This is a genomic window from Streptomyces sp. NPDC014734, assembly GCF_043083325.1.
GTDB lineage: Bacteria > Actinomycetota > Actinomycetes > Streptomycetales > Streptomycetaceae > Streptomyces.
The window spans coordinates 250575-268271 of record NZ_JBIBYN010000011.1 but is presented as its reverse complement, the minus strand read 5'-3'; the positions used below and the strand labels follow the sequence as shown (position 1 = coordinate 268271).

General features: G+C 73.3%; 18 protein-coding genes. 11 read left to right on the top strand and 7 right to left on the bottom strand.

Going from position 1 to position 17697, the window contains the following annotated elements; genetic code table 11:
* Window positions 1-143: 143 nt before the first annotated feature.
* Window positions 144-716, bottom strand: coding sequence for a rhodanese-like domain-containing protein (locus ACF1CT_RS19915; protein ID WP_391785191.1), 573 nt, complete (start codon window positions 714-716; stop codon window positions 144-146).
* A 98-nt stretch (window positions 717-814) separates the two neighbouring features.
* Between ACF1CT_RS19915 and ACF1CT_RS19910 the strand changes: the two genes are divergently transcribed.
* A complete protein-coding gene (locus tag ACF1CT_RS19910) occupies window positions 815-1093 on the top strand; it encodes a metal-sensitive transcriptional regulator (protein WP_391785190.1) in 279 nt (92 codons plus the stop codon).
* A gap of 83 nt (window positions 1094-1176) precedes the next feature.
* Here ACF1CT_RS19910 and ACF1CT_RS19905 read toward each other — a convergent pair whose 3' ends face one another.
* Genes ACF1CT_RS19905 through ACF1CT_RS19895 form a run of 3 tightly spaced genes read right to left on the bottom strand, consistent with a single transcriptional unit; the run spans window position 1177 to window position 2502 of the window.
* A complete protein-coding gene (locus ACF1CT_RS19905; RefSeq protein ID WP_391785189.1) occupies window positions 1177-1929 on the bottom strand; it encodes a sulfite exporter TauE/SafE family protein in 753 nt (250 codons plus the stop codon).
* Window positions 1926-2318: a rhodanese-like domain-containing protein gene (locus ACF1CT_RS19900; protein WP_391785188.1), complete on the bottom strand. Its 393-nt coding sequence runs from the start codon at window positions 2316-2318 to the stop codon at window positions 1926-1928. The genes ACF1CT_RS19905 and ACF1CT_RS19900 overlap by 4 nt, the downstream gene beginning before the upstream one ends.
* Before the next feature lie 37 nt (window positions 2319-2355).
* The gene (locus ACF1CT_RS19895) at window positions 2356-2502 is read right to left on the bottom strand and encodes a hypothetical protein (RefSeq protein ID WP_391785187.1); all 147 of its coding nucleotides are present in this window, start codon (window positions 2500-2502) and stop codon (window positions 2356-2358) included.
* 258 nt (window positions 2503-2760) lie between these two features.
* On the opposite strand from ACF1CT_RS19895, the gene ACF1CT_RS19890 reads away from it, so the two are divergent.
* From ACF1CT_RS19890 to ACF1CT_RS19845, 10 genes are all read left to right on the top strand, one after another.
* Window positions 2761-5436, top strand: a complete 2676-nt coding sequence (locus ACF1CT_RS19890; RefSeq protein ID WP_391785186.1) for a beta-N-acetylglucosaminidase domain-containing protein — start codon at window positions 2761-2763, stop codon at window positions 5434-5436.
* Window positions 5437-5660: 224 nt separating this feature from the next.
* Window positions 5661-6629 carry an NADPH:quinone oxidoreductase family protein gene (locus tag ACF1CT_RS19885; protein WP_391785185.1) on the top strand — a complete coding sequence of 323 codons (969 nt, stop codon included), beginning with the start codon at window positions 5661-5663 and terminating at the stop codon, window positions 6627-6629.
* Window positions 6626-7813 (top strand): acyl-CoA dehydrogenase family protein, encoded by a 1188-nt coding sequence (locus tag ACF1CT_RS19880; RefSeq protein ID WP_391785184.1) that lies wholly within the window; start codon window positions 6626-6628, stop codon window positions 7811-7813. Before ACF1CT_RS19885 ends, ACF1CT_RS19880 begins: the two co-directional genes overlap by 4 nt.
* Entirely contained in the window at window positions 7810-8955 is a 1146-nt protein-coding gene (locus tag ACF1CT_RS19875; protein ID WP_391785183.1) for an acyl-CoA dehydrogenase family protein, read from the top strand. Before ACF1CT_RS19880 ends, ACF1CT_RS19875 begins: the two co-directional genes overlap by 4 nt.
* A 180-nt stretch (window positions 8956-9135) precedes the next feature.
* On the top strand, window positions 9136-10740 hold the full coding sequence (locus ACF1CT_RS19870; protein WP_391785182.1) for an ABC transporter substrate-binding protein: 1605 nt from the start codon (window positions 9136-9138) through the stop codon (window positions 10738-10740).
* A 32-nt stretch (window positions 10741-10772) separates the two neighbouring features.
* Window positions 10773-11729 (top strand): ABC transporter permease, encoded by a 957-nt coding sequence (locus ACF1CT_RS19865; RefSeq protein WP_391785222.1) that lies wholly within the window; start codon window positions 10773-10775, stop codon window positions 11727-11729.
* On the top strand, window positions 11722-12579 hold the full coding sequence (locus ACF1CT_RS19860) for an ABC transporter permease (protein WP_391785181.1): 858 nt from the start codon (window positions 11722-11724) through the stop codon (window positions 12577-12579). The genes ACF1CT_RS19865 and ACF1CT_RS19860 overlap by 8 nt, the downstream gene beginning before the upstream one ends.
* Before the next feature lie 77 nt (window positions 12580-12656).
* Complete coding sequence (locus ACF1CT_RS19855) at window positions 12657-13577, top strand: ABC transporter ATP-binding protein (RefSeq protein ID WP_391785221.1); 921 nt, start codon at window positions 12657-12659, stop codon at window positions 13575-13577.
* Window positions 13570-14265, top strand: a complete 696-nt coding sequence (locus ACF1CT_RS19850; protein WP_391785180.1) for an ABC transporter ATP-binding protein — start codon at window positions 13570-13572, stop codon at window positions 14263-14265. Before ACF1CT_RS19855 ends, ACF1CT_RS19850 begins: the two co-directional genes overlap by 8 nt.
* 201 nt (window positions 14266-14466) lie before the next feature.
* Complete coding sequence (locus ACF1CT_RS19845; protein WP_391785179.1) at window positions 14467-14661, top strand: hypothetical protein; 195 nt, start codon at window positions 14467-14469, stop codon at window positions 14659-14661.
* Between the two features lie 147 nt (window positions 14662-14808).
* Here ACF1CT_RS19845 and ACF1CT_RS19840 read toward each other — a convergent pair whose 3' ends face one another.
* The 3 genes from ACF1CT_RS19840 to ACF1CT_RS19830 all read right to left on the bottom strand — a co-directional run bounded on the left by ACF1CT_RS19840 (window position 14809) and on the right by ACF1CT_RS19830 (window position 17607).
* Complete coding sequence (locus ACF1CT_RS19840; RefSeq protein ID WP_391785178.1) at window positions 14809-15162, bottom strand: DUF779 domain-containing protein; 354 nt, start codon at window positions 15160-15162, stop codon at window positions 14809-14811.
* Between the two features lie 112 nt (window positions 15163-15274).
* Entirely contained in the window at window positions 15275-16012 is a 738-nt protein-coding gene (locus ACF1CT_RS19835; protein ID WP_391785177.1) for a response regulator, read from the bottom strand.
* Window positions 16009-17607, bottom strand: a complete 1599-nt coding sequence (locus ACF1CT_RS19830; protein WP_391785176.1) for an ATP-binding protein — start codon at window positions 17605-17607, stop codon at window positions 16009-16011. The genes ACF1CT_RS19835 and ACF1CT_RS19830 overlap by 4 nt, the downstream gene beginning before the upstream one ends.
* Between the last annotated feature and the right edge of the window lie 90 nt (window positions 17608-17697).

Genomic DNA, 17697 nt, shown 5'->3' with positions numbered 1-17697 from the left:
CCGGCCCCCCCCGCCCCCCCCCCCCCCCCCGCCGGGGGGGCGCCCCCCGCGCGGCGGGGGGGGGGGGGGGGGGCGGCGCCCCCCCCCCCCCCCCCCCCCCCCCCCCCCCCCCCTCCCGCCGAAAACGCCGAAACGGGGCCGGCTCAGCCCTGGAGGCCCCTGAGCGTCGTGTCCAGGTCGGCGGACGAGCGCGGGGCACGGTTGTACGGCAGCTTCGACAGGGCCGCAGCCATGCCACAGGTGTTGGTCACGGCCGAGAAGACCAGCCCGGAGCCGACGCCGGCGGAGATCCAGCGCGCGGCCGGGAAGCGCAGCCCCGCCAGCAGTCCGGCCACCACGAGGGAGCCCGCCGCGAGCCGGACCTGACGTTCCATCGGCCAGGTCGCCCGCGCTCCGACGGGACGGTCGAGGCTGCGCCCCTCGCGTTCCCAGGCAGAGGTTCCGCCGGACAGTGTCAGGGCGTCGACATCGGCCGCCGCGAGGATGTCGCAGGCCCGGGTGGAGCGGACGCCGGAGGCGCACACCACGAGCAGCGGGCCGCGGGCGGCGGCGGACTTGAGGGCGGCCACGGCCTCGGGGAGGCGGTCCAGCGGAATGTTCAGCGCGCCGGGCACGTGCCCGGAGGCGTACTCGCCGGGGGCCCGCACGTCGACGACGGTGAACTCCGCGAGCCGGGCCGAGGCCTGGGCGGGCGAGAGGGAGACGGGGCTGGTCACGGACAGTTTTCCTTTCGTTCACCGGGGAGGCGGAGGGACTCGGTCCTTCCTTCCCCACTCAGGTTAGAATACCCCTCGGGGTATCAGGAGGAGGGCATGTGGAACTCGACATGGCGGCCGACGAACTGAAGTCGGTCCTCAACCGCCTTCGTCGCGCTCAGGGGCAGCTGGCGGCGGTCATCCGGATGATCGAGGAGGGCCGGGACTGCGAGGACGTCATCACGCAGATGGCGGCCGTGTCCCGGGCTCTCGACCGGGCCGGTTTCGCGATCATCGCCACGGGTCTCCAGCACTGCATGGGGGACGCGGGGAGCGAGTCGGCGGACCGGGACCGGATGCGGGCGCGGCTGGAGAAGCTCTTCCTGTCGCTGGCCTGAAGCGGCGGCGGGCGACGGTGCCCGGCCACCGGTGCCCGGGAGGGGCCGGGGCCGGGCACCGGCCGCGCGGGGCGGGGCGCCGTTCACGTCACGGCGTCCACGAGCATGAACACGGCCACCGCCAGCAGTACCGCGCCGAAGACCCGCTGCAACGCGTGCGTGGAGATCTTCGCGGCCAGGCGTCGGCCGTCCCAGGCGCCCAGTACCGCTGCCGCGGTGAACGGGGCGATCACCGCCCAGTCGAGCGGGACGGGCGTGGCCAGGCGGGTGGCCAGGGCGGCCGCGGAGTTCACCGTGATGACCAGCAGGCTGGTGCCTACCGCCGCGCTCATCGGCAGGGCCAGTACGGTGACCAGGGCCGGGACCGCGAGGAATCCGCCGCCCACGCCGAGCAGACCGGTCACGGCGCCGAGTCCGGCGCCCGCCCGCGCGGCTCGCCCGGACGACACGTCGCCGGGGTCCCGTTCCGCGGGGGCGGGCCGGGGGCGGATCATCCGCACGGCGGCGACCACCGCGAGCACGGCGAACGCCGCGGTCAGCACACCGGGCGGAATCCGCGCGGACAACGCGCCGGTCACCGCCGCGGGCACGATCCCGGCCGCCGCGAAGAGCCCTCCGGTGCGCCAGCGGACCCCGCCCTCCCGGGCGTGGGCGAGCAGTCCGGTGAGAGATGTCACGACGACGATGAGCAGCCCGGCGGTGGTGGCCGCGGCCGGGGCGAATCCGAGCAGGTAGATCAGTGCGGGGACGGCGAGGACGCTTCCGCCGCCGCCCAGCCCGCCGAGTGCCAGGCCGACCGCGGTTCCGGCCGCGAGCGCGAGGAGCAGCGTGGTCATATGACGGTGCCCGCCGCCCCGCGACGGTCGCGCACGGGCAGCCCCTCGGCGGCCCAGGCGCTCATGCCCCCCACGACATCGGTGGCTTGGACACCGCGTTCGGCGAGGACGCGGGCCGCCCGTCGGGACCGGTTGCCGGAACGGCAGATCACCACCACCGGCCGGTCCTCCGCCCGGCCCGGCAGCGACGCGCCGTCGACGAGGCGGGACAGCGGCAGATGGACCGCGCCCGGGGCGTGTCCGGCGTGCCACTCGGACGCCTCGCGCACATCGAGCAGGACGGCGGTGCCGTCGGCGGTCAGCCGGTCGGCCTCGACCGGACCGACCCGTCCGGGGCCGCGACGGAACAGGGCGGACAACGAGGGCGGGGGGAGGGGGATGGGGGACACGGGAACACTCCTGGGGTGCGGCACGGTCGGTGGCGGGTCACGCGGCGAGGGCGGGAGACACGACGGGCGGTCCGACGCGCGCGGCGGCGGAACCGTCGTCGACGGCCACCACCTCGCGCGCCGTCGCGTCCCGCCCGCACGGTGGACGCGGACCCGGAGTCTCCGGGGTGTCGACGAAGAACATGACGTGTCTCCTTCCTTCCCGTACCCCGGGGGGTATCTGGGGTTTCAGATTAACATCCATACCCCCCGGGGTATTTGATCGAGGGGGTGGTGCAGTCATGTTCTGTGTCACGTGTTCACCGAGGGGGACCTTCGGGGGCGGAAGCGCAGGTCAAATGAATGCCGTTGTCCAGACCATTGACATGTCAGCGCCAGAATGTTGAATTCAGTTGCGTTGTGATGTGCGACTCCGGTGATTCAAGTGATCAATGGAGGACCAATGACATCTCGCCCACCCCGTCCCGCCGTGCTCGGTACGGCGGCCATCCTGCTGGCCGGCGGTCTGCTGACCGCCGCGCCACCCGTCCACGCGGCCGACGGCGCCACCCCGGCGAAGGCCACGGCGGCGCAGCGAACCGGTGCCATCACCCCGACCCCGCGGTCGGTGGAGAACCGGTCCGATCACATCACCATCGGTGCCGAGGTCACCGTGGTGGCGGGCGCGACCGCCGACGCCTCCTCCCTGGAGGTGGTGGAGAACGCGCTGCGCCGGGCCGGCGCGCGGAAGATCGTGCGCGGGGCCGGACCCGGAGGGGCCGGACTCACCGTGTACGTCGGTGACCCCGGCGCGCTAGGAGCCCAGCACCTCGACGGTCCGTCGGGGCTGCCCGCCGAGGGCTACGTCCTCGGAATCGGCGCGGGCCGCGTCGTCCTCGCGGGCAAGGACACCACGGGCACGTACTACGCCGCGCAGACCCTGCGCCAGGTCCTGCCGCAGGCGCGGCGCCCGGGCGCCGAGGTCGCCGGGCTCGCCGTGCGCGACTGGCCCGGCACCGCCCTGCGCGGCGTCATCGAGGGCTTCTACGGCACCCCGTGGTCGCATGAGGCCCGGCTCGACCAGCTCGACTACTACGGCGAGCACAAGATGAACATCTACGTGTACTCGCCGAAGGACGACGCGTACCTCCGCGCGAAATGGCGCGACCCGTACCCCGCCGGCCAACTGGCCCGGATCGGGGAACTCGCCGAGCGGGCGGCGCGGCGGCACGTGGAATTCACCTACGCGCTCTCGCCGGGACTCTCCGTCTGCTACAGCTCGGACGCCGACGTCGAGGCGCTCGTCGACAAGTTCCGGACGATCTGGGACATCGGTGTACGGACCTTCGCCGTGCCCCTCGACGACATCAGCTACACCGACTGGAACTGCGCCGAGGACAAGGCGAAGTGGGGGACCGGCGGGGCCGCGGCGGGGGCGGCGCAGGCCCGGCTGCTCAACCGGGTCAACGAGGAGTTCATCGCCACGCACCCGGGCGCCCAGCCCCTCCAGATGGTTCCCACCGAGTACTACGACGTCTCCGCGTCGCCGTACAAGAAGGCGCTGTCCGAACAGCTCGATGCCGATGTGCTCGTCGAATGGACCGGAATCGGCGTCGTCGCCCCGACCATGACCGTCGCTCAGGCGGACGCCGCCCGCACGGCGTTCGGCCACCCGATCCTGACCTGGGACAACTATCCGGTCAACGACTACACGACCGGCCGGCTGCTGCTCGGCCCGTTCAACGGCAGGGAGAAGGGACTGCCCGGCAGGCTTGCCGGGATCACCGCCAACCCGATGATCCAGCCGTACGCCTCGAAGATCGTGCTGCACACCGTCGCCGACTACGCGTGGAACGACGCGGCCTACGATCCCCGCACCTCGTGGATCCGCGGGATCGAGGAGTACGCGGGCGGCGACCCCCGCACCGCGAAGGCGCTGCGGGCCTTCGCCGACGTCAACTACGCTTCCGCGCTGAACAAGGACCAGGCACCCGAACTGGCGGCGGAGTTCGACAACTACTGGACGTCGGGTGACGCCGCCCGGCTCGGTACCGCGCTCGCCGCGCTCGGCACCGCCCCGGACCGGCTGCGCGCCGGTCTCCCCGACCGTGGGTTCGTCGCGGACGCGGGCCCCTGGCTTGACGCGACCCGGTCATGGGCGACCGCCGCGCGCACCGCCCTGGACATGGTCGGGGCGGCACGCGCCGGAAAGGGCGCGCGGGCCTGGGAGCTGCGGCAACGGCTGCCCGCCCAGGTCGGCGAGGCGAAGTCCTTCACCTACACCGGCCTCGACGGCCGCGCGGTGCCGGTCGTCGTCGGCGACGGCGTGCTGGACCGCTTCGTCGACATGGCGATCGCCGAGCACGACCGGACACTCGGGATCAGCGGCAGGCCGACCGCGACGTCCAGTCTCGGCGCGTACCAGAACAACACCCCGGCGCGGATGCTGGACGGCGACGACTCCACCTGGTTCTGGAGCGACCGGGCACCCGCCGTCGGCGACGCCGTCACCGTGGACCTCGGCCGTTCGCGGGACATCGGGGACGTCACCCTCGCCATGGGCAAGACAACGAGTCCGGACGACTACCTCCACGAGGGCGTCCTGGAGTACTCGGCCGACGGGCGGGAGTGGCGACAGCTCACCGCCTTCTCAGGGCGGCCGGACGTCACCGCGACGGTGCCCGCCGGGACGAAGGCCCGCTACGTGCGGGCGCGGTCCACCGCGGACCAGGACGCCTGGCTCGTCGTCCGTGAGTTCCGGGTCGCCACGACGGACGGGGAGGTGACCGGAGGTCCGCCCGCCGCGACCGGGTCCGCGCTGCGGGAGGCGTCCGACGGGGACCCCGGCACCGTCTACCGGGCGGCCCGCGCCCCCGAGGCGGGGGAGGCGCTGGAGATGGGCCTCGTCGGTGCCCGTGCCGTGCGGTCCGTCACCGTACTGCGGCCGGCCGGTGCCGCGGGCGGCGCCGACATCCAGCTGCGGGACACCGGAGGAACGTGGCGGACCGTCGGAGCTCTCGACGGCGCGTACACCGAGGTGGACACCGGGGGCCGCACCGCCGACGCGGTGCGGCTCGTCTGGCGCGCGGGACCGGAGGCGCCGCGGATCGCCGAGGTGGTGGTGGCCGGCCTGGACTGACGAGCCGGAGAGCGGCAGAGGGCCCGCCGCTCTCCCGCTCCCCGGGGCGCGTCCCCGACGGGGCACCCCGTCGGGTCCGGCTGCGCCCGGTCCGGCCCGAAGCGCCTCGGGCCGGACCGGGCGTCCCCGTGTCGGCCCGGCGGCACGGGTTGTTCCCAGAGGGGCAAGCGACCGCTTAGTATGCGCCGGAGCAGTGGTAACGCCGACAGTTGTGGAGGCCCCTCATGCAGGCATGGCGAGTGCACCGGAACGGCGAGCCGGGCGAGGTGATGCGGCTGGAGGAGACGGGCCGCCCCACGCCCGGCGACGGGCAGGTCCTCCTCCGGGTGCGCGCGGCGAACATCAACTTCCCCGACGCGCTGCTCTGCCGGGGCCAGTACCAGGTGCGGCCCCCACTGCCGTTCACCCCCGGCGTGGAGATCTGCGGCGAGACGCCGGACGGACGCCGGGTGCTCGCCACCGCCGCCCTCCCGCACGGCGGTTTCGCCGAGTACGCCCTCGCCGACGCGGCTGCTCTGCTGCCCGCGCCGGAATCCCTCGACGACGCCGGGGCCGCCGCGCTGCACATCGGCTACCAGACGGGCTGGTTCGGCCTGCACCGCAGGGCACACCTCCGGGCCGGTGAGACCCTGCTGGTCCACGCGGCGGCGGGCGGCGTCGGCAGCGCGGCCGTACAGCTCGGCAAGGCCGCCGGGGCCGACGTCATCGGCGTCGTCTCGGGGCCGAGGAAGGCCGAGGTCGCGGCCGAGCTCGGCTGCGACCTCGTCGTCGACCGCCGCACCGAGGACGTCGTCGCGGCGGTCAAGGAGTTCACCGGCGGGCGCGGCGCCGACGTCGTCTACGACCCGGTCGGTGGCGACGCGTACGCCAAGTCCGTCAAGTGCGTCGCCTTCGAGGGCCGCGTCGTCGTCGTGGGGTTCGCGAGCGGAGCCGTCCCCGCACCGGCCCTCAACCACGCCCTCCTCAAGAACTACTCGATCCTCGGACTCCACTGGGGCCTCTACGCCACCAAGGACCCGGCCGCGGTCCGTGCCTGCCACGACGAACTCACCCGGCTCGTCGCACAGGGCGTCGTCGAGCCCCTGGTCGGCGAACGGGTGGCGCTGGACGGAGCGGCGGAGGGCGTCCAGCGCGTCGCCGACGGCGCGAGCGTCGGCCGGATCGTCGTACTCCCCACGGGAGCGGACCGATGACGACCCCGGACGCGGACGAACTGCGCCGCCGCACGCAGGAGCTGCTGGCCGCCCACCCCGTGGCCACCACGGAGCGCGACGACTTCCTGAGGGCCCGCTTCGACGCCGGACTGGCCTGGGTGCACTACCCGGCCGGTCTCGGCGGTCTCGGCGCGCCGCGTTCCCTGCAGACCGTCGTCGACACCGAACTCGCCGCGGCTGGTGCCCCCGACAACGACCCCCGCCGGATCGGCATCGGCCTGGGCATGGCCGCCCCCACCCTCCTCGCGTACGGCACCGACGAGCAGAAACGGCGCTTCCTGCGGCCGTTGTGGGCCGGCGAGGAGATCTGGTGCCAGCTCTTCAGCGAACCCGGGGCCGGTTCCGACCTCGCCGCACTCGGTACCCGTGCCGTCCGCGACGGAGCGGACTGGGTCGTCGACGGCCAGAAGGTCTGGACGTCCAGCGCCCACCTCGCCCGCTGGGCGATCCTCATCGCCCGCACCGGCCCCGGCCTGCCCAAGCACCGGGGCATCACCTATTTCGTCTGCGACATGACCGACCCCGGCGTCGAGGTGCGGCCGCTGCGCCAGATCACCGGCGAGGCCGAGTTCAACGAGGTGTTCCTGACCGGTGTGCGCATCCCCGACGACAGACGTCTGGGCCCGGTGAACGAGGGCTGGAAGGTCGCCCGGACCACCCTGATGAACGAGCGCGTCTCCATCGGCGGGGCACGCGTCCCGCGCGAGGGAGGCATGATCGGACAGGTCGCCCGCACCTGGCGCGAGCGCCCCGAACTGCGCACCCACGACCTGCACCAGCGCCTGCTGAACCTCTGGGTCGAGGCCGAGGTGGCCCGGCTCACCGGCATCCGGCTGCGCCAGCAGCTCGTCGCCGGACAGCCCGGCCCCGAGGGCTCCGGCATGAAGCTCGCCTTCGCCCGCCTCAACCAGGAGATCAGCGGTCTGGAGGTCGAACTCCTCGGCGAGGAGGGGCTGTCGTACGAGGACTGGACCATGTGCCGTCCGGAGCTCGTCGACTTCACCGGGCGTGACGCCGGGTACCGCTACCTGCGGGCCAAGGGAAACTCCATCGAGGGCGGCACCAGCGAGGTGCTGCTCAACATCGTCGCCGAACGCGTCCTCGGCCTGCCCGCCGAGCCGCGGGACGACAAGGACGTCGCCTGGAAGGATCTGGCCCGATGACCACCGCATCGACCGAGGAGACCCGGGAACCCGATCTGCTGTACACGCGGACCGAGGAGGAGCTGCGGGCCGCGGTGCGTTCGCTGATCGCCGACCGGTGCGACGCCCCGGCCGTGCTCGCCCGGGCCGAGTCCGGCACGCCGTACGACCCGCGCCTGTGGACGCCCCTGGCCGCCGGCATCGGGGCCGCCGGACTGCTGGTGCCCGAGGAACTGGGCGGCCAGGGGGCGGGCCACCGGGAGGCCGCGGTGGTGCTGGAGGAACTGGGCCGCGGCGTCGTCCCGGCGCCCTACCTGACGAGCGCGGTCGTCGCCACCGAGACGCTTCTCGCGCTCCCGGCGCAGGACGGGCCGGTCGCCGGGCTCCTGGAGGACCTCGCCACCGGACGCCGGGTCGCGGTCCTCGCCGTACCGTTCTCCGCCGGCCCGTTCGCCGCCGGACCCGGCGCGGCGCTGCCGGTGGGCGGCCCCCTCGGCACGCCGGAGGGGACGGTGACCGGGGTGGCCGACGCGCCCGCGGCCGATGTGCTGCTGGTGCCCGCGGCCGACGGCCTGTACGCCGTGGAGACCGGTTCCGACGAGGTGGCCGTCGAGCCGGTCGTCCCGCTCGACCTGACCCGGCCGCTCGCCACCGTCACCCTCGAACGGTCCGCCGGAACCCGCCTGGCCGACGGCGTGTCCTCGGCCGCCGCCGTTCACCGCGGGCTGCTGGCGGGCGCCGGGCTGCTCGCCTCCGAACAGCTCGGGATCGCCGAGTGGTGTCTGGCCGAGACCGTTCGCCACACCAGGGAACGGCACCAGTTCAACCGCCCCATCGGCTCCTTCCAGGCCCTCAAGCACCGCATGGCGCACCTCTGGCTGGAGGTCGTGTCCGCCCGGGCCGCCGCGCGGAACGCCGCCGACGCCCTCGCCACCGGCAGTCCCGATACGCCCCTGGCGGTGGCGGTGGCGCAGGCGTACTGCTCGAAGGCGGCGGTGCGCGCGGCGGAGGAGTGCGTCCAGCTCCACGGCGGGATCGGCATGACCTGGGAGCATCCGGCGCACCTCTACCTCAAGCGCGCCAAGGCCGACTCCCTCGCGTACGGCACGGCCGGACACCACCGGGCGTCCCTCGCCGGACTCGTGGAACTCCCCGCGCCGTAGTCGAGCGGGCGCGGGGGAACGCCCGCGAGACGGCGGAGGCCGGAAGCGGAGGCACGTGCTCACGTGCCTCCGCTTCGTCGTTCCGCGCCCGGACGGGGGGTGTCCGACACTCCTTTACATGCTGTTTAATTGCAAAGACTTCGCAATTACCAACCTCTATCAATAGGGAGTGTGCAGGGCATGACGGGCCGATCGATACGAGGAGCGGTCTCCGTGACACTGGCGGCCGCGCTGGCGCTGACCGCGGCTGCCTGCTCGAATCCGGGTGGTCCGGACGGCGGTGATTCCCCCGCGGGACCGGGCGACTCGGCGGTGGTCGGCATCGCCTACGAACCCGACAGCCTCAGCCCGCTCCTGGGCTACGGCAAGGACGGCAACTCCAAGATCTTCGACGGACTGCTCGCCCTCGACGCGGACATGAGGCTGCGCCCGGCGCTGGCGGCAGCCCTGCCCGAGGTGAGCGCCGACGGCCTGACCTACACGTACAGGCTCCGCAAGGGCGTGAAGTTCAGCGACGGCGATCCGTTCGGCGCCCGGGACGTCGTCTTCACCTACCGCACCATCCTCGACCCGAAGACCAACAACGCCTCCCGCACCGAGCTCGACGTGCTGAAGTCCGTGGAGGCGACCGGCGACGACACCGTCGTGTTCACCCTCAAGTACCCCTACGCGCCCTTTGCCCAGCGCACCGTCCTGCCCATCGCACCCGAACACGCCGCGGCCGGGCAGGACGTCAACACCGGCGCCTTCACCACCCACCCCGTCGGCACAGGGCCCTACATCCTCACCCAGTGGTCCAGGGGCGAGAAGCTGAGCTTCCGGGCCAACCCCGACTACTGGGGCGGCGCTCCGAAGGTGAAGAAGTTCACCATGGTGATCATCAAGGACGACGACGTACGCGCCACCCGGCTGCGCTCCGGCGAACTCGACGGCGCCATCCTGCCGCCCAACCTGGCCAAGGGCTTCGCCCGCGGCAGCGGCATGAAGACCTACGCCGCGACCACCTACGACTACCGCACCGTGACCCTGCCCACCCACAACGAGGTCACCGGCGACACAGCGATCCGGCGCGCCCTCGACATCGCCGTCGACCGGCGGGCCATGGTCGACTCCCTCCTCGACGGGGCCGGAAAGCCCGCCCACGGTCCCGTCCCCACCGGCAGCGAGTGGTTCGCCGAGGGCACCGAACGCCCCCACGACCCGGCCGCCGCGAAGAAGATCCTCGACGACGCCGGATGGAAGCCCGGCAAGGACGGCATCCGCACCAGGAACGGCGTGCGCGCCGCGTTCCCCCTCTGGTACCTCACCGGCGACAAGCTCCGCCAGGACCACGCGCTCGCCTACGCCTCCGACGCCAGGAAGGCAGGCATCGACATCACCACCGAGGCCGGCACCTGGGAGGTCATCGAGCCCCGGATGAAGCAGGACGCGGTCCTCGCCGGCGGCGGCTCGCCCGCGGATCCCGACTTCGACCAGTACACCCTGCTCAAGTCCTCCCTCGCGGGCGACGGATTCAACAACATGGCGTGGTACGACAACAAGGCCGTCGACAAGGCCCTCGAACAGGGCCGCAGGAGCGGCGACAAGGCCGTCCGCAAGGCCGCCTACGACACCGTCCAGCGCGAACTCGTGAAGAACCCCGGCTACACCTTCCTCACGCACATCGACCACCTCTACGTCGTGAAGGACCGTTTCGGCTCACTCACCACCCAGGTGGAGCCGCACGACCACGGCCTCGCCTCCGGGCCCTGGTGGAACGTCGAGGACTGGACACCGAAGAAGTGAGACACCGCCTCCCCTGGGGGCCGGTGGGCAGGATGGCGGGACGGCGGGCGCTGCTCGCCGTCCCGGTCCTGCTCGCCGTGACGTTCGGTGTCTTCGCCGTCGCCGCGGCCTCCCCCTTCGACCCGGTCAAGGCGTACGCGGGAACCGCCGGACTCACCGCGTCCCAGGAGAACCTCGACCAGCTCCGGGCCAACCTCGGCGTCGACCAGCCCCTGGTGACCCGCTGGTGGAACTGGCTCGCCTCGGCCCTGCACGGCGACCTCGGCGACTCCGCCGTGATGCGCCAGCCCGTCGCCGACGTCATCTCCGAGCGCCTCGGCTGGTCCGTGCTGCTCGCCGGGACGGCCTTCGCCCTCGCCGTCGTGCTGGGCACGGGGCTCGGTGTGCTCGCCGCCCGCAGACCGGGCGGCCCGCTCGACCGGTGCGTCTCCGCCGCCGCCTACACCCTCGAAGCCGCCCCGGCGTTCTGGCTGGGACTGCTCGCCATCTGGTTCTTCGCCCTGAAACTCGACGTCCTCCCGGCCGGCGGTCTCACCGACGCGGGCAGCGACACGGTCACCCCCGGCCAGGTCGCCACCCATCTGGTGCTCCCGGCGGCCGTGCTCGGCATCTCCCAACTTCCCTGGTTCTTCCTCTACGTGCGCCAGGGCGTCGCCGACGCGCTCGACGAGGACCCGGTGCGCGGCGCCCGCGCCCGCGGACTGCGCGAACGCACCGTGCTGCTCGGCCACGCGCTGCGCTCCGGGATGCTGCCCGTGCTCACCCTCGTCGGTTCCCGCGTCCCCGAACTCATCACCGGCGCCCTGCTCGTCGAGACGGTCTTCGGCTGGCCCGGCATCGCCGCCGCCACCGTGCAGGCCGCCACCTCCGTCGACTTCCCGCTGCTCGCCGCGCTCACCCTGCTCGCCACCGCGGCCGTCGTCCTGGGCAATCTGCTGTCCGACGTGCTGTACGCGCTCGCCGACCCGAGAGTGGGCTTCGATGGCTGACACCCCGTTCGGCGCCGCACGCCGCACCAGCCGCCGCATCCGCGTGATCACCTCGGCCGGGATCGTCGCCGCGGTGCTGCTGGCCGTCCTCCTGGTACCGCCGCTGGTCCAGCTCGACCAGCAGGCCGTCGACCTCTCCGCACGGCTGCGGCCCCCGTCCTGGCAACACCCGTTCGGCACCGACGACGTCGGCCGCGACCTGCTGCTGCGCTGCGTCTACGGACTGCGCGTCTCCCTCCTCGTGGGCGTCGTCGCCGGACTCACCGCCACCGTCGTCGGCACCGCCGTCGGCGCACTCGCGGCAGCCGCCGGCGGCTGGACCGACCGGCTCGTCATGCGGCTCGTGGACACCTTCTCCTCCGTCCCGCACCTGCTGCTCGGCATCTTCGTCGTCGCCATGTTCCGGCCGGGCGTCGGCCCCGTGATCGTCTCCGTCGCCCTCACCCACTGGCTGTCGACGGCGCGCATCGTCCGCTCCGAGGTGCTGTCGCTGCGCTCCCGGCCGTTCGTCGACGCGGCGATCTCCGGCGGTGCCTCACGGACCAGGGTCGTCGTCCGGCACCTGCTGCCCGCGGTGCTGCCGCAGGCCGGACTCGCCGCCGTCCTCATGGTGCCGCACGCCATGTGGCACGAGTCCGCGCTCTCCTTCCTCGGGCTGGGGCTGCCCACGCACCAGGCGAGTCTGGGAAACCTCGTACAGACGGCGCGCGGTTCGCTGCTCGCCGGGGACTGGTGGCCGACCCTCTTCCCCGGCCTGTTCCTGATCGTCCCCACCCTCGCCCTGGCGGGACTCGCCGGTGCCTGGCGGGAACGGATCAACCCGCGCCGCCGATCGGAGCTGATGCTGTGAGAACCGCCCCGCGACCGACGCCCCAGGACTCCGGGGACCCGGTCCTCTCCGTCCGCGGACTCCGGGTCCGCTTCCGGATGCGCGGCGGCCGGAACGTCGCCGCCGTCCAGGACGCCTGCTTCGACCTCGCCGCGGGGGAGTGCCTGGCCCTCGTCGGCGAGAGCGGCTGCGGCAAGTCCGTGCTCGCCTCCGCGCTGCTGGGACTGCTCCCCGGCAACGCGGAGACCGAGGGCTCGGCCTTGCTCCGCGACGGCACCGACCTGCTCACCGCAGGTGAACGCACCCTCGCCCGCACGGTACGGGGCCGCCGCGTCGGGCTCGTACCCCAGAGTCCGGCAGCCCACCTCACCCCGGTCCGCACGGTCCGCTCCCAACTGCAGGAGACCGTCCGCGAACTGACCGGCACCCGCGGGCCGGCACTGCGGACCGCGGCCGAACAGGCCGCCGCGCGTGCCGCGTTCCCGGCCGACCACCTGGACCGGTACCCGCACGAACTCTCCGGCGGCCTCGCCCAGCGCGCCGCCACCGCGCTCGCCCTGACCGGCGACGCACCCCTGCTGCTGGCCGACGAACCCACCACCGGGCTCGACCGCGACCTGGTCGACCGGACCGCGGACGAACTGCGCCGCCACACCGACGGCGGCAGGGCGCTGCTCCTGATCACCCACGACCTGGCGGCGGCGGAGCGCATCGCCGACCGCGTCGCCGTGATGTACGCCGGTCGCATCGTCGAACTCGCCGACGCCGACGAGTTCTTCGCGGAGCCCGGGCCGCGCCATCCGTACGCGCGCGGCCTCCTCGACGCCCTGCCGGAGCGCGCCTTCGTCCCCGTTCCCGGGATGCCACCGGAACTCGGGGCGCTCCCCGACGGCTGCGCGTTCGCCGCCCGCTGCGGCCACGCCGACGACCGGTGCTCCCTGCCGCCCCCGTTCGACGGCCGTCTCGCCTGCCACCACGGGACGACGGCGGACGGCACCGAGGGGGCCACCCGTGCTTGAACTCACGCGCATCACCGCCGGATACGACCGCCGCGCCCCCGTGGTCCACGACGCCTCGCTCACGATCGGGCCGGGGGAGTCGGTCGGACTGCTCGGCCCCAGCGGCTGCGGCAAGTCGACTCTGGCCAGGGTCGCCGCCCTGCTGCACCGCCCGGACGCCGGCACACTCACCCTGGACGGGCGACCGGTACGGGGCTGGCGGCACCGCGCCCCGCGAGAACTGCGCACCGCCGTCGGTGTCGTGTTCCAGCAGCCCCGGCTCTCGGCCGATCCCCGGCTCGCCCTGCGCGACCTCGTCGCCGAGCCACTGCGGGCGACCGGCCGACGGGGCGAGGCGGCGGACCGGGTCGCCGAACTGACACCGCTCGTCGGGCTCACCGCCGACCTGCTGGACCGGCGCCCGCACGAGGTGAGCGACGGCCAACTGCAACGTGCCTGTCTGGCCAGGGCGCTGTCCCTGCGGCCCCGTTGGCTGGTCTGTGACGAGATGACGGCGATGCTCGACGCCTCGACGACCGCCGCGCTGGTCGCGGTCGTCGAGGCGTACCGGCGCGACTCGGGGGCCGGACTGCTGGCCGTGGGCCATGACCGGGTGCTGCTGGAATGCTGGTGCGACCGCACGGTCGGATGGGGGGAGATCACCGGGCCCGACGCGCCGCCGCGGGCGCTCGCGGACCGACCTCGATGAGGCCGCCCGCTCCGCGCCCCCGAGTGCGACGGGCGGGCGCCCGCGCCCGGGACCGCCACCACGTGCGCCCACCGTGCCGGACACACGCCTGACAGCCGGTCAGTACCCGGATGGCGTACACGCCAGTCCGCCGAACGGCCTCCCCCATACGCCACACTGGCGGCCGAATGCCGCATTCCGGCGCGGCGGAGGAGGTTGGCCATGGCCATTTCGATCTCACTGGTGCTGCTTCTGCTGATCCTCGCGGTGGTCTTCCTCCGCAACGGCGGGCTGAAGATCTCGCACGCGCTGGTCTGCGCCCTGCTCGGGTTCTTCCTCGCGAGTTCGAGCATGGCGCCGACCATTCAGGACGGCCTGACGGCCACGGCCGACGTCGTGAGCAGTCTGGGTCCCTGACCCCGACGGCCGTCCGGCGACGGTGACCGGTGCGTCACGGAAACCGTCGCCGAGGCCGGTTCCCCGATCGGCGCACCGACCGCCTCCCGGGGTACGTCCCTCAGCCCGCGGCGGTGCGGGACACGGCACAGCCGGGGCGGACCGGCGTCACGGGGCGGTGCCCCGGGGACCGACGAGCCGCGAACGGATCAGGAACCGCACCCCTTCCGGGGCCTCCAGGGAGAACCCGGCGCCCCGCCCCTCCACCACATCGACGATCAACCGGGTGTGCGCCCACACCTCGTACTGACTGCGCGACATCCAGAACGGGACGGGCTCCGCCACCCCGTCGACCCGCAGCGAGGCCAGCAGCACATCGGAGCCGCCCGTGCGGAACTCGCCGTCGCGATAGCACATGGGCGCGCTGCCGTCGCAGCAGCCGCCCGACTGATGGAACATCAGCGGACCGTGCGTCCGCCGAAGCCGACGCACCAGCTCGGCGGCCGTTTCCGTGAGCTCCACGGCGGCCTCCCCGGCGGGGCTCACCGCGACGTCCCGGAGCCGGTGCCGCCCGTCGGCGGCCGATGCCTCGCACGCCGTCGGCGTCTCACGTGCGGGTGCGTGCCGGGTCGGTTCACGGAACGGCTCCTTCGCCTCTGCGGGTGCCCTGGTGCGCGGACGCCCTCGCCCATGCGTAACGATGCTCCGGCCTGCCCGTGTCGCCGTACTTGAGACTGAGACGGATGCGCCCCGCCCCTTCCAGGTACTTGAGGTACCGCTGGGCGGTGGAGCGGCTCAGACCGGCCCGAGCGGCGACCTCGTGGGCGGACAGCGGTCCGTCTGCGGCCGTCAGGACATGGCGGATGACGTCGGCCGTGGGTGCCGAATGCCCCTTGGGCAGCCCGGTGGCGGGGCCGCCGCCCGCGGTGCGCAGGGCGCCGAAGATCTGGTCGACCTGCTCCTGTCCCGCCTCGCCCCGGCCGGAACCCATGCCTTCGAGAGTCCGGCGCAGCGCCGCGTAGCTCTCCAGCTTGGACCGCAGCCCCGCGAAGCTGAACGGCTTGACCAGGTACTGCAGGGCGCCGTAGCGCATGGCGGCCTGCACGGTCGCCACGTCACGGGCGGCGGTCACCATGATCACATCGGCGGGGTGGCCGTGCTGACGCAGCCGGCGTACCAGCGACAGCCCCGTCTCATCCGGCAGATAGTGGTCGAGGAGCACCAGATCGACGCGTTCGCGCTCCAGGAACGCCAGCGCCTGGGCGGCGGTGTGCGCACGCGAGATGACACGGAAACCGGGCACCTTCGCCACGTACGCGGCGTTGATCTCGGCGACACGGAAGTCGTCGTCCACCACCAGGACATCGATCATCGCAACTCTCCCACTTCGCTCAGCGGCCGGACGCGGAGCGCCTCGGGCAGGACGACCGTGAAGACCGCGCCGCCCCCGGCCCGGGCCGTGACGCGAGCGGCGCCACCGTAGCGCTCGGCGAGACGCCGCACCAGAGCCAGCCCCAGGCCTCGCCCGCGGTGGGCGGGGGACTCCTTCGTGGACCACCCCTCGGTGAAGATGTGCTCGCGCGTGCCGGGAGGCACGCCGGGGCCGTTGTCGCTGACCCGCAGGACCGCGGTGGGGCCCTCGGCGAGTACCTCGACCTCGATCAGCGAGGCGACGTCCAGCGCGTTGTCGATGAGGTTGCCGAGCACGGTCACCAGATCGCGCGGGTCCACCACCACGTCGGGCAGCCGGGTGGCGGGCGACACCCTCAGGGAAACGCCGCGCTCCGCCGCGATCGCCGACTTGCCCACCAGCAACGCCGACAGCAAGGGGTCGTTGACGCGCTCCGCGACCTGTTCCGCCGACGCCCGCCGGCCGTCGGTCACCTCCACCACGAACTCCATCGCGGCCTCGTGCCTTCCGAGCTCCAGCAGTCCCAGCAGGGTGTGCAGCCGGTTGGCGTGTTCGTGGTCCTGGGCACGCAGCGCGTCCAGCAGACCGTGTGTGGAGTCCAGTTCACGACCGAGCAGCTCCAGCTCCGTGCGGTCGCGCAGGGTGACGACGGCGCCGCCGTCACCGGTGGGCATGCGGTTGGCGATCAGTACGCGCCCCCTGCAGACGGTGATCAGATCCGTGCCGTCGACCCGCCCCGCCAGTACGTCCGTCGTGCGGCCGGGCGGCAGCACGTCACGGACCGGGCGCCCGACGGCGTCCCGGTCCAGCTCCAGGAGCCGGTGCGCCTCGTCGTTGAGCAGACGGATCCGCCCCCGGGCGTCGAGCGCGAGCACCGCCTCGCGAATGCTGTGCAGCATGGCCTCGCGCTCGTCCAGCAGCGCCGAGATGTCGGCGAACGCGAGCCCGTGGGTACTGCGCCGCAGGCGCCGCGAGACGGCCCACGCGGCCAGTACGCCCGCGGCCAGCGCCGCCCCCGAGTGGAGCAGCAGCCCGGGGATCGCCCCGAGCAACCGGTCGTGGACGCTGTCGTACGCGATGCCCACCGACACCGCGCCCACGATGCGTCCGGCACCGTCGCGGAGCGGGACCTTCGCGCGCGCCGACCGGCCCAGCGTGCCGTTGTCGATCTGCATGATCTCCCGGCCGCCGAGGGCGGTGCTCGGATCGGTCGAGACGCGCCTGCCGATCTGGTCGGTGTCGGTGTGCGACCAGCGCACCCCCCGGGTGTCCATGACCACGATGTACAGCGCGTTCGTGGCAAGCCGAATCCGTTCCGCCTCGGCCTGCACCGGTCCCGCCGGGCTCGGATCGGTGGTCGTCAGGTCATGGACCACATCGGGTTCGGCGGCGGTGGTCTGGGCGATCGACAGCGCCTGGTGCATCGCCTGGGAATCGACCTGGCGGCTGAGCGGGGAGAGGAACAGTCCGGTGACGAGCATGATCACACCGGTGGTGATGACCACCTGGGTGAGCAGGACCTGGGCGGAGACACGGCGGGGCCAGGGAATCCGCATGCGCTCGCCCTCTGCCTTCCGCCGGTCAGGAACCTGATGCTCCGTTCCGTCCTCGTGTGAACGCAACGTAAACGTCGTCGTCGCCGATGG

What these genes read in the sequence shown, in the direction of transcription:
- ACF1CT_RS19905 (WP_391785189.1), bottom strand. Translation starts at nt 1,929, where the DNA reads ATGACCACGCTGCTCCTCGCGCTCGCGGCCGGAACCGCGGTCGGCCTG.
- ACF1CT_RS19895 (WP_391785187.1), bottom strand. Translation starts at nt 2,502, where the DNA reads ATGTTCTTCGTCGACACCCCGGAGACTCCGGGTCCGCGTCCACCGTGC.
- ACF1CT_RS19890 (WP_391785186.1), top strand. Translation starts at nt 2,761, where the DNA reads ATGACATCTCGCCCACCCCGTCCCGCCGTGCTCGGTACGGCGGCCATC.
- ACF1CT_RS19885 (WP_391785185.1), top strand. Translation starts at nt 5,661, where the DNA reads ATGCAGGCATGGCGAGTGCACCGGAACGGCGAGCCGGGCGAGGTGATG.
- ACF1CT_RS19880 (WP_391785184.1), top strand. Translation starts at nt 6,626, where the DNA reads ATGACGACCCCGGACGCGGACGAACTGCGCCGCCGCACGCAGGAGCTG.
- ACF1CT_RS19875 (WP_391785183.1), top strand. Translation starts at nt 7,810, where the DNA reads ATGACCACCGCATCGACCGAGGAGACCCGGGAACCCGATCTGCTGTAC.
- ACF1CT_RS19870 (WP_391785182.1), top strand. Translation starts at nt 9,136, where the DNA reads ATGACGGGCCGATCGATACGAGGAGCGGTCTCCGTGACACTGGCGGCC.
- ACF1CT_RS19865 (WP_391785222.1), top strand. Translation starts at nt 10,773, where the DNA reads ATGGCGGGACGGCGGGCGCTGCTCGCCGTCCCGGTCCTGCTCGCCGTG.
- ACF1CT_RS19860 (WP_391785181.1), top strand. Translation starts at nt 11,722, where the DNA reads ATGGCTGACACCCCGTTCGGCGCCGCACGCCGCACCAGCCGCCGCATC.
- ACF1CT_RS19855 (WP_391785221.1), top strand. Translation starts at nt 12,657, where the DNA reads ATGCGCGGCGGCCGGAACGTCGCCGCCGTCCAGGACGCCTGCTTCGAC.
- ACF1CT_RS19845 (WP_391785179.1), top strand. Translation starts at nt 14,467, where the DNA reads ATGGCCATTTCGATCTCACTGGTGCTGCTTCTGCTGATCCTCGCGGTG.
- ACF1CT_RS19835 (WP_391785177.1), bottom strand. Translation starts at nt 16,012, where the DNA reads ATGATCGATGTCCTGGTGGTGGACGACGACTTCCGTGTCGCCGAGATC.
- ACF1CT_RS19830 (WP_391785176.1), bottom strand. Translation starts at nt 17,607, where the DNA reads ATGCGGATTCCCTGGCCCCGCCGTGTCTCCGCCCAGGTCCTGCTCACC.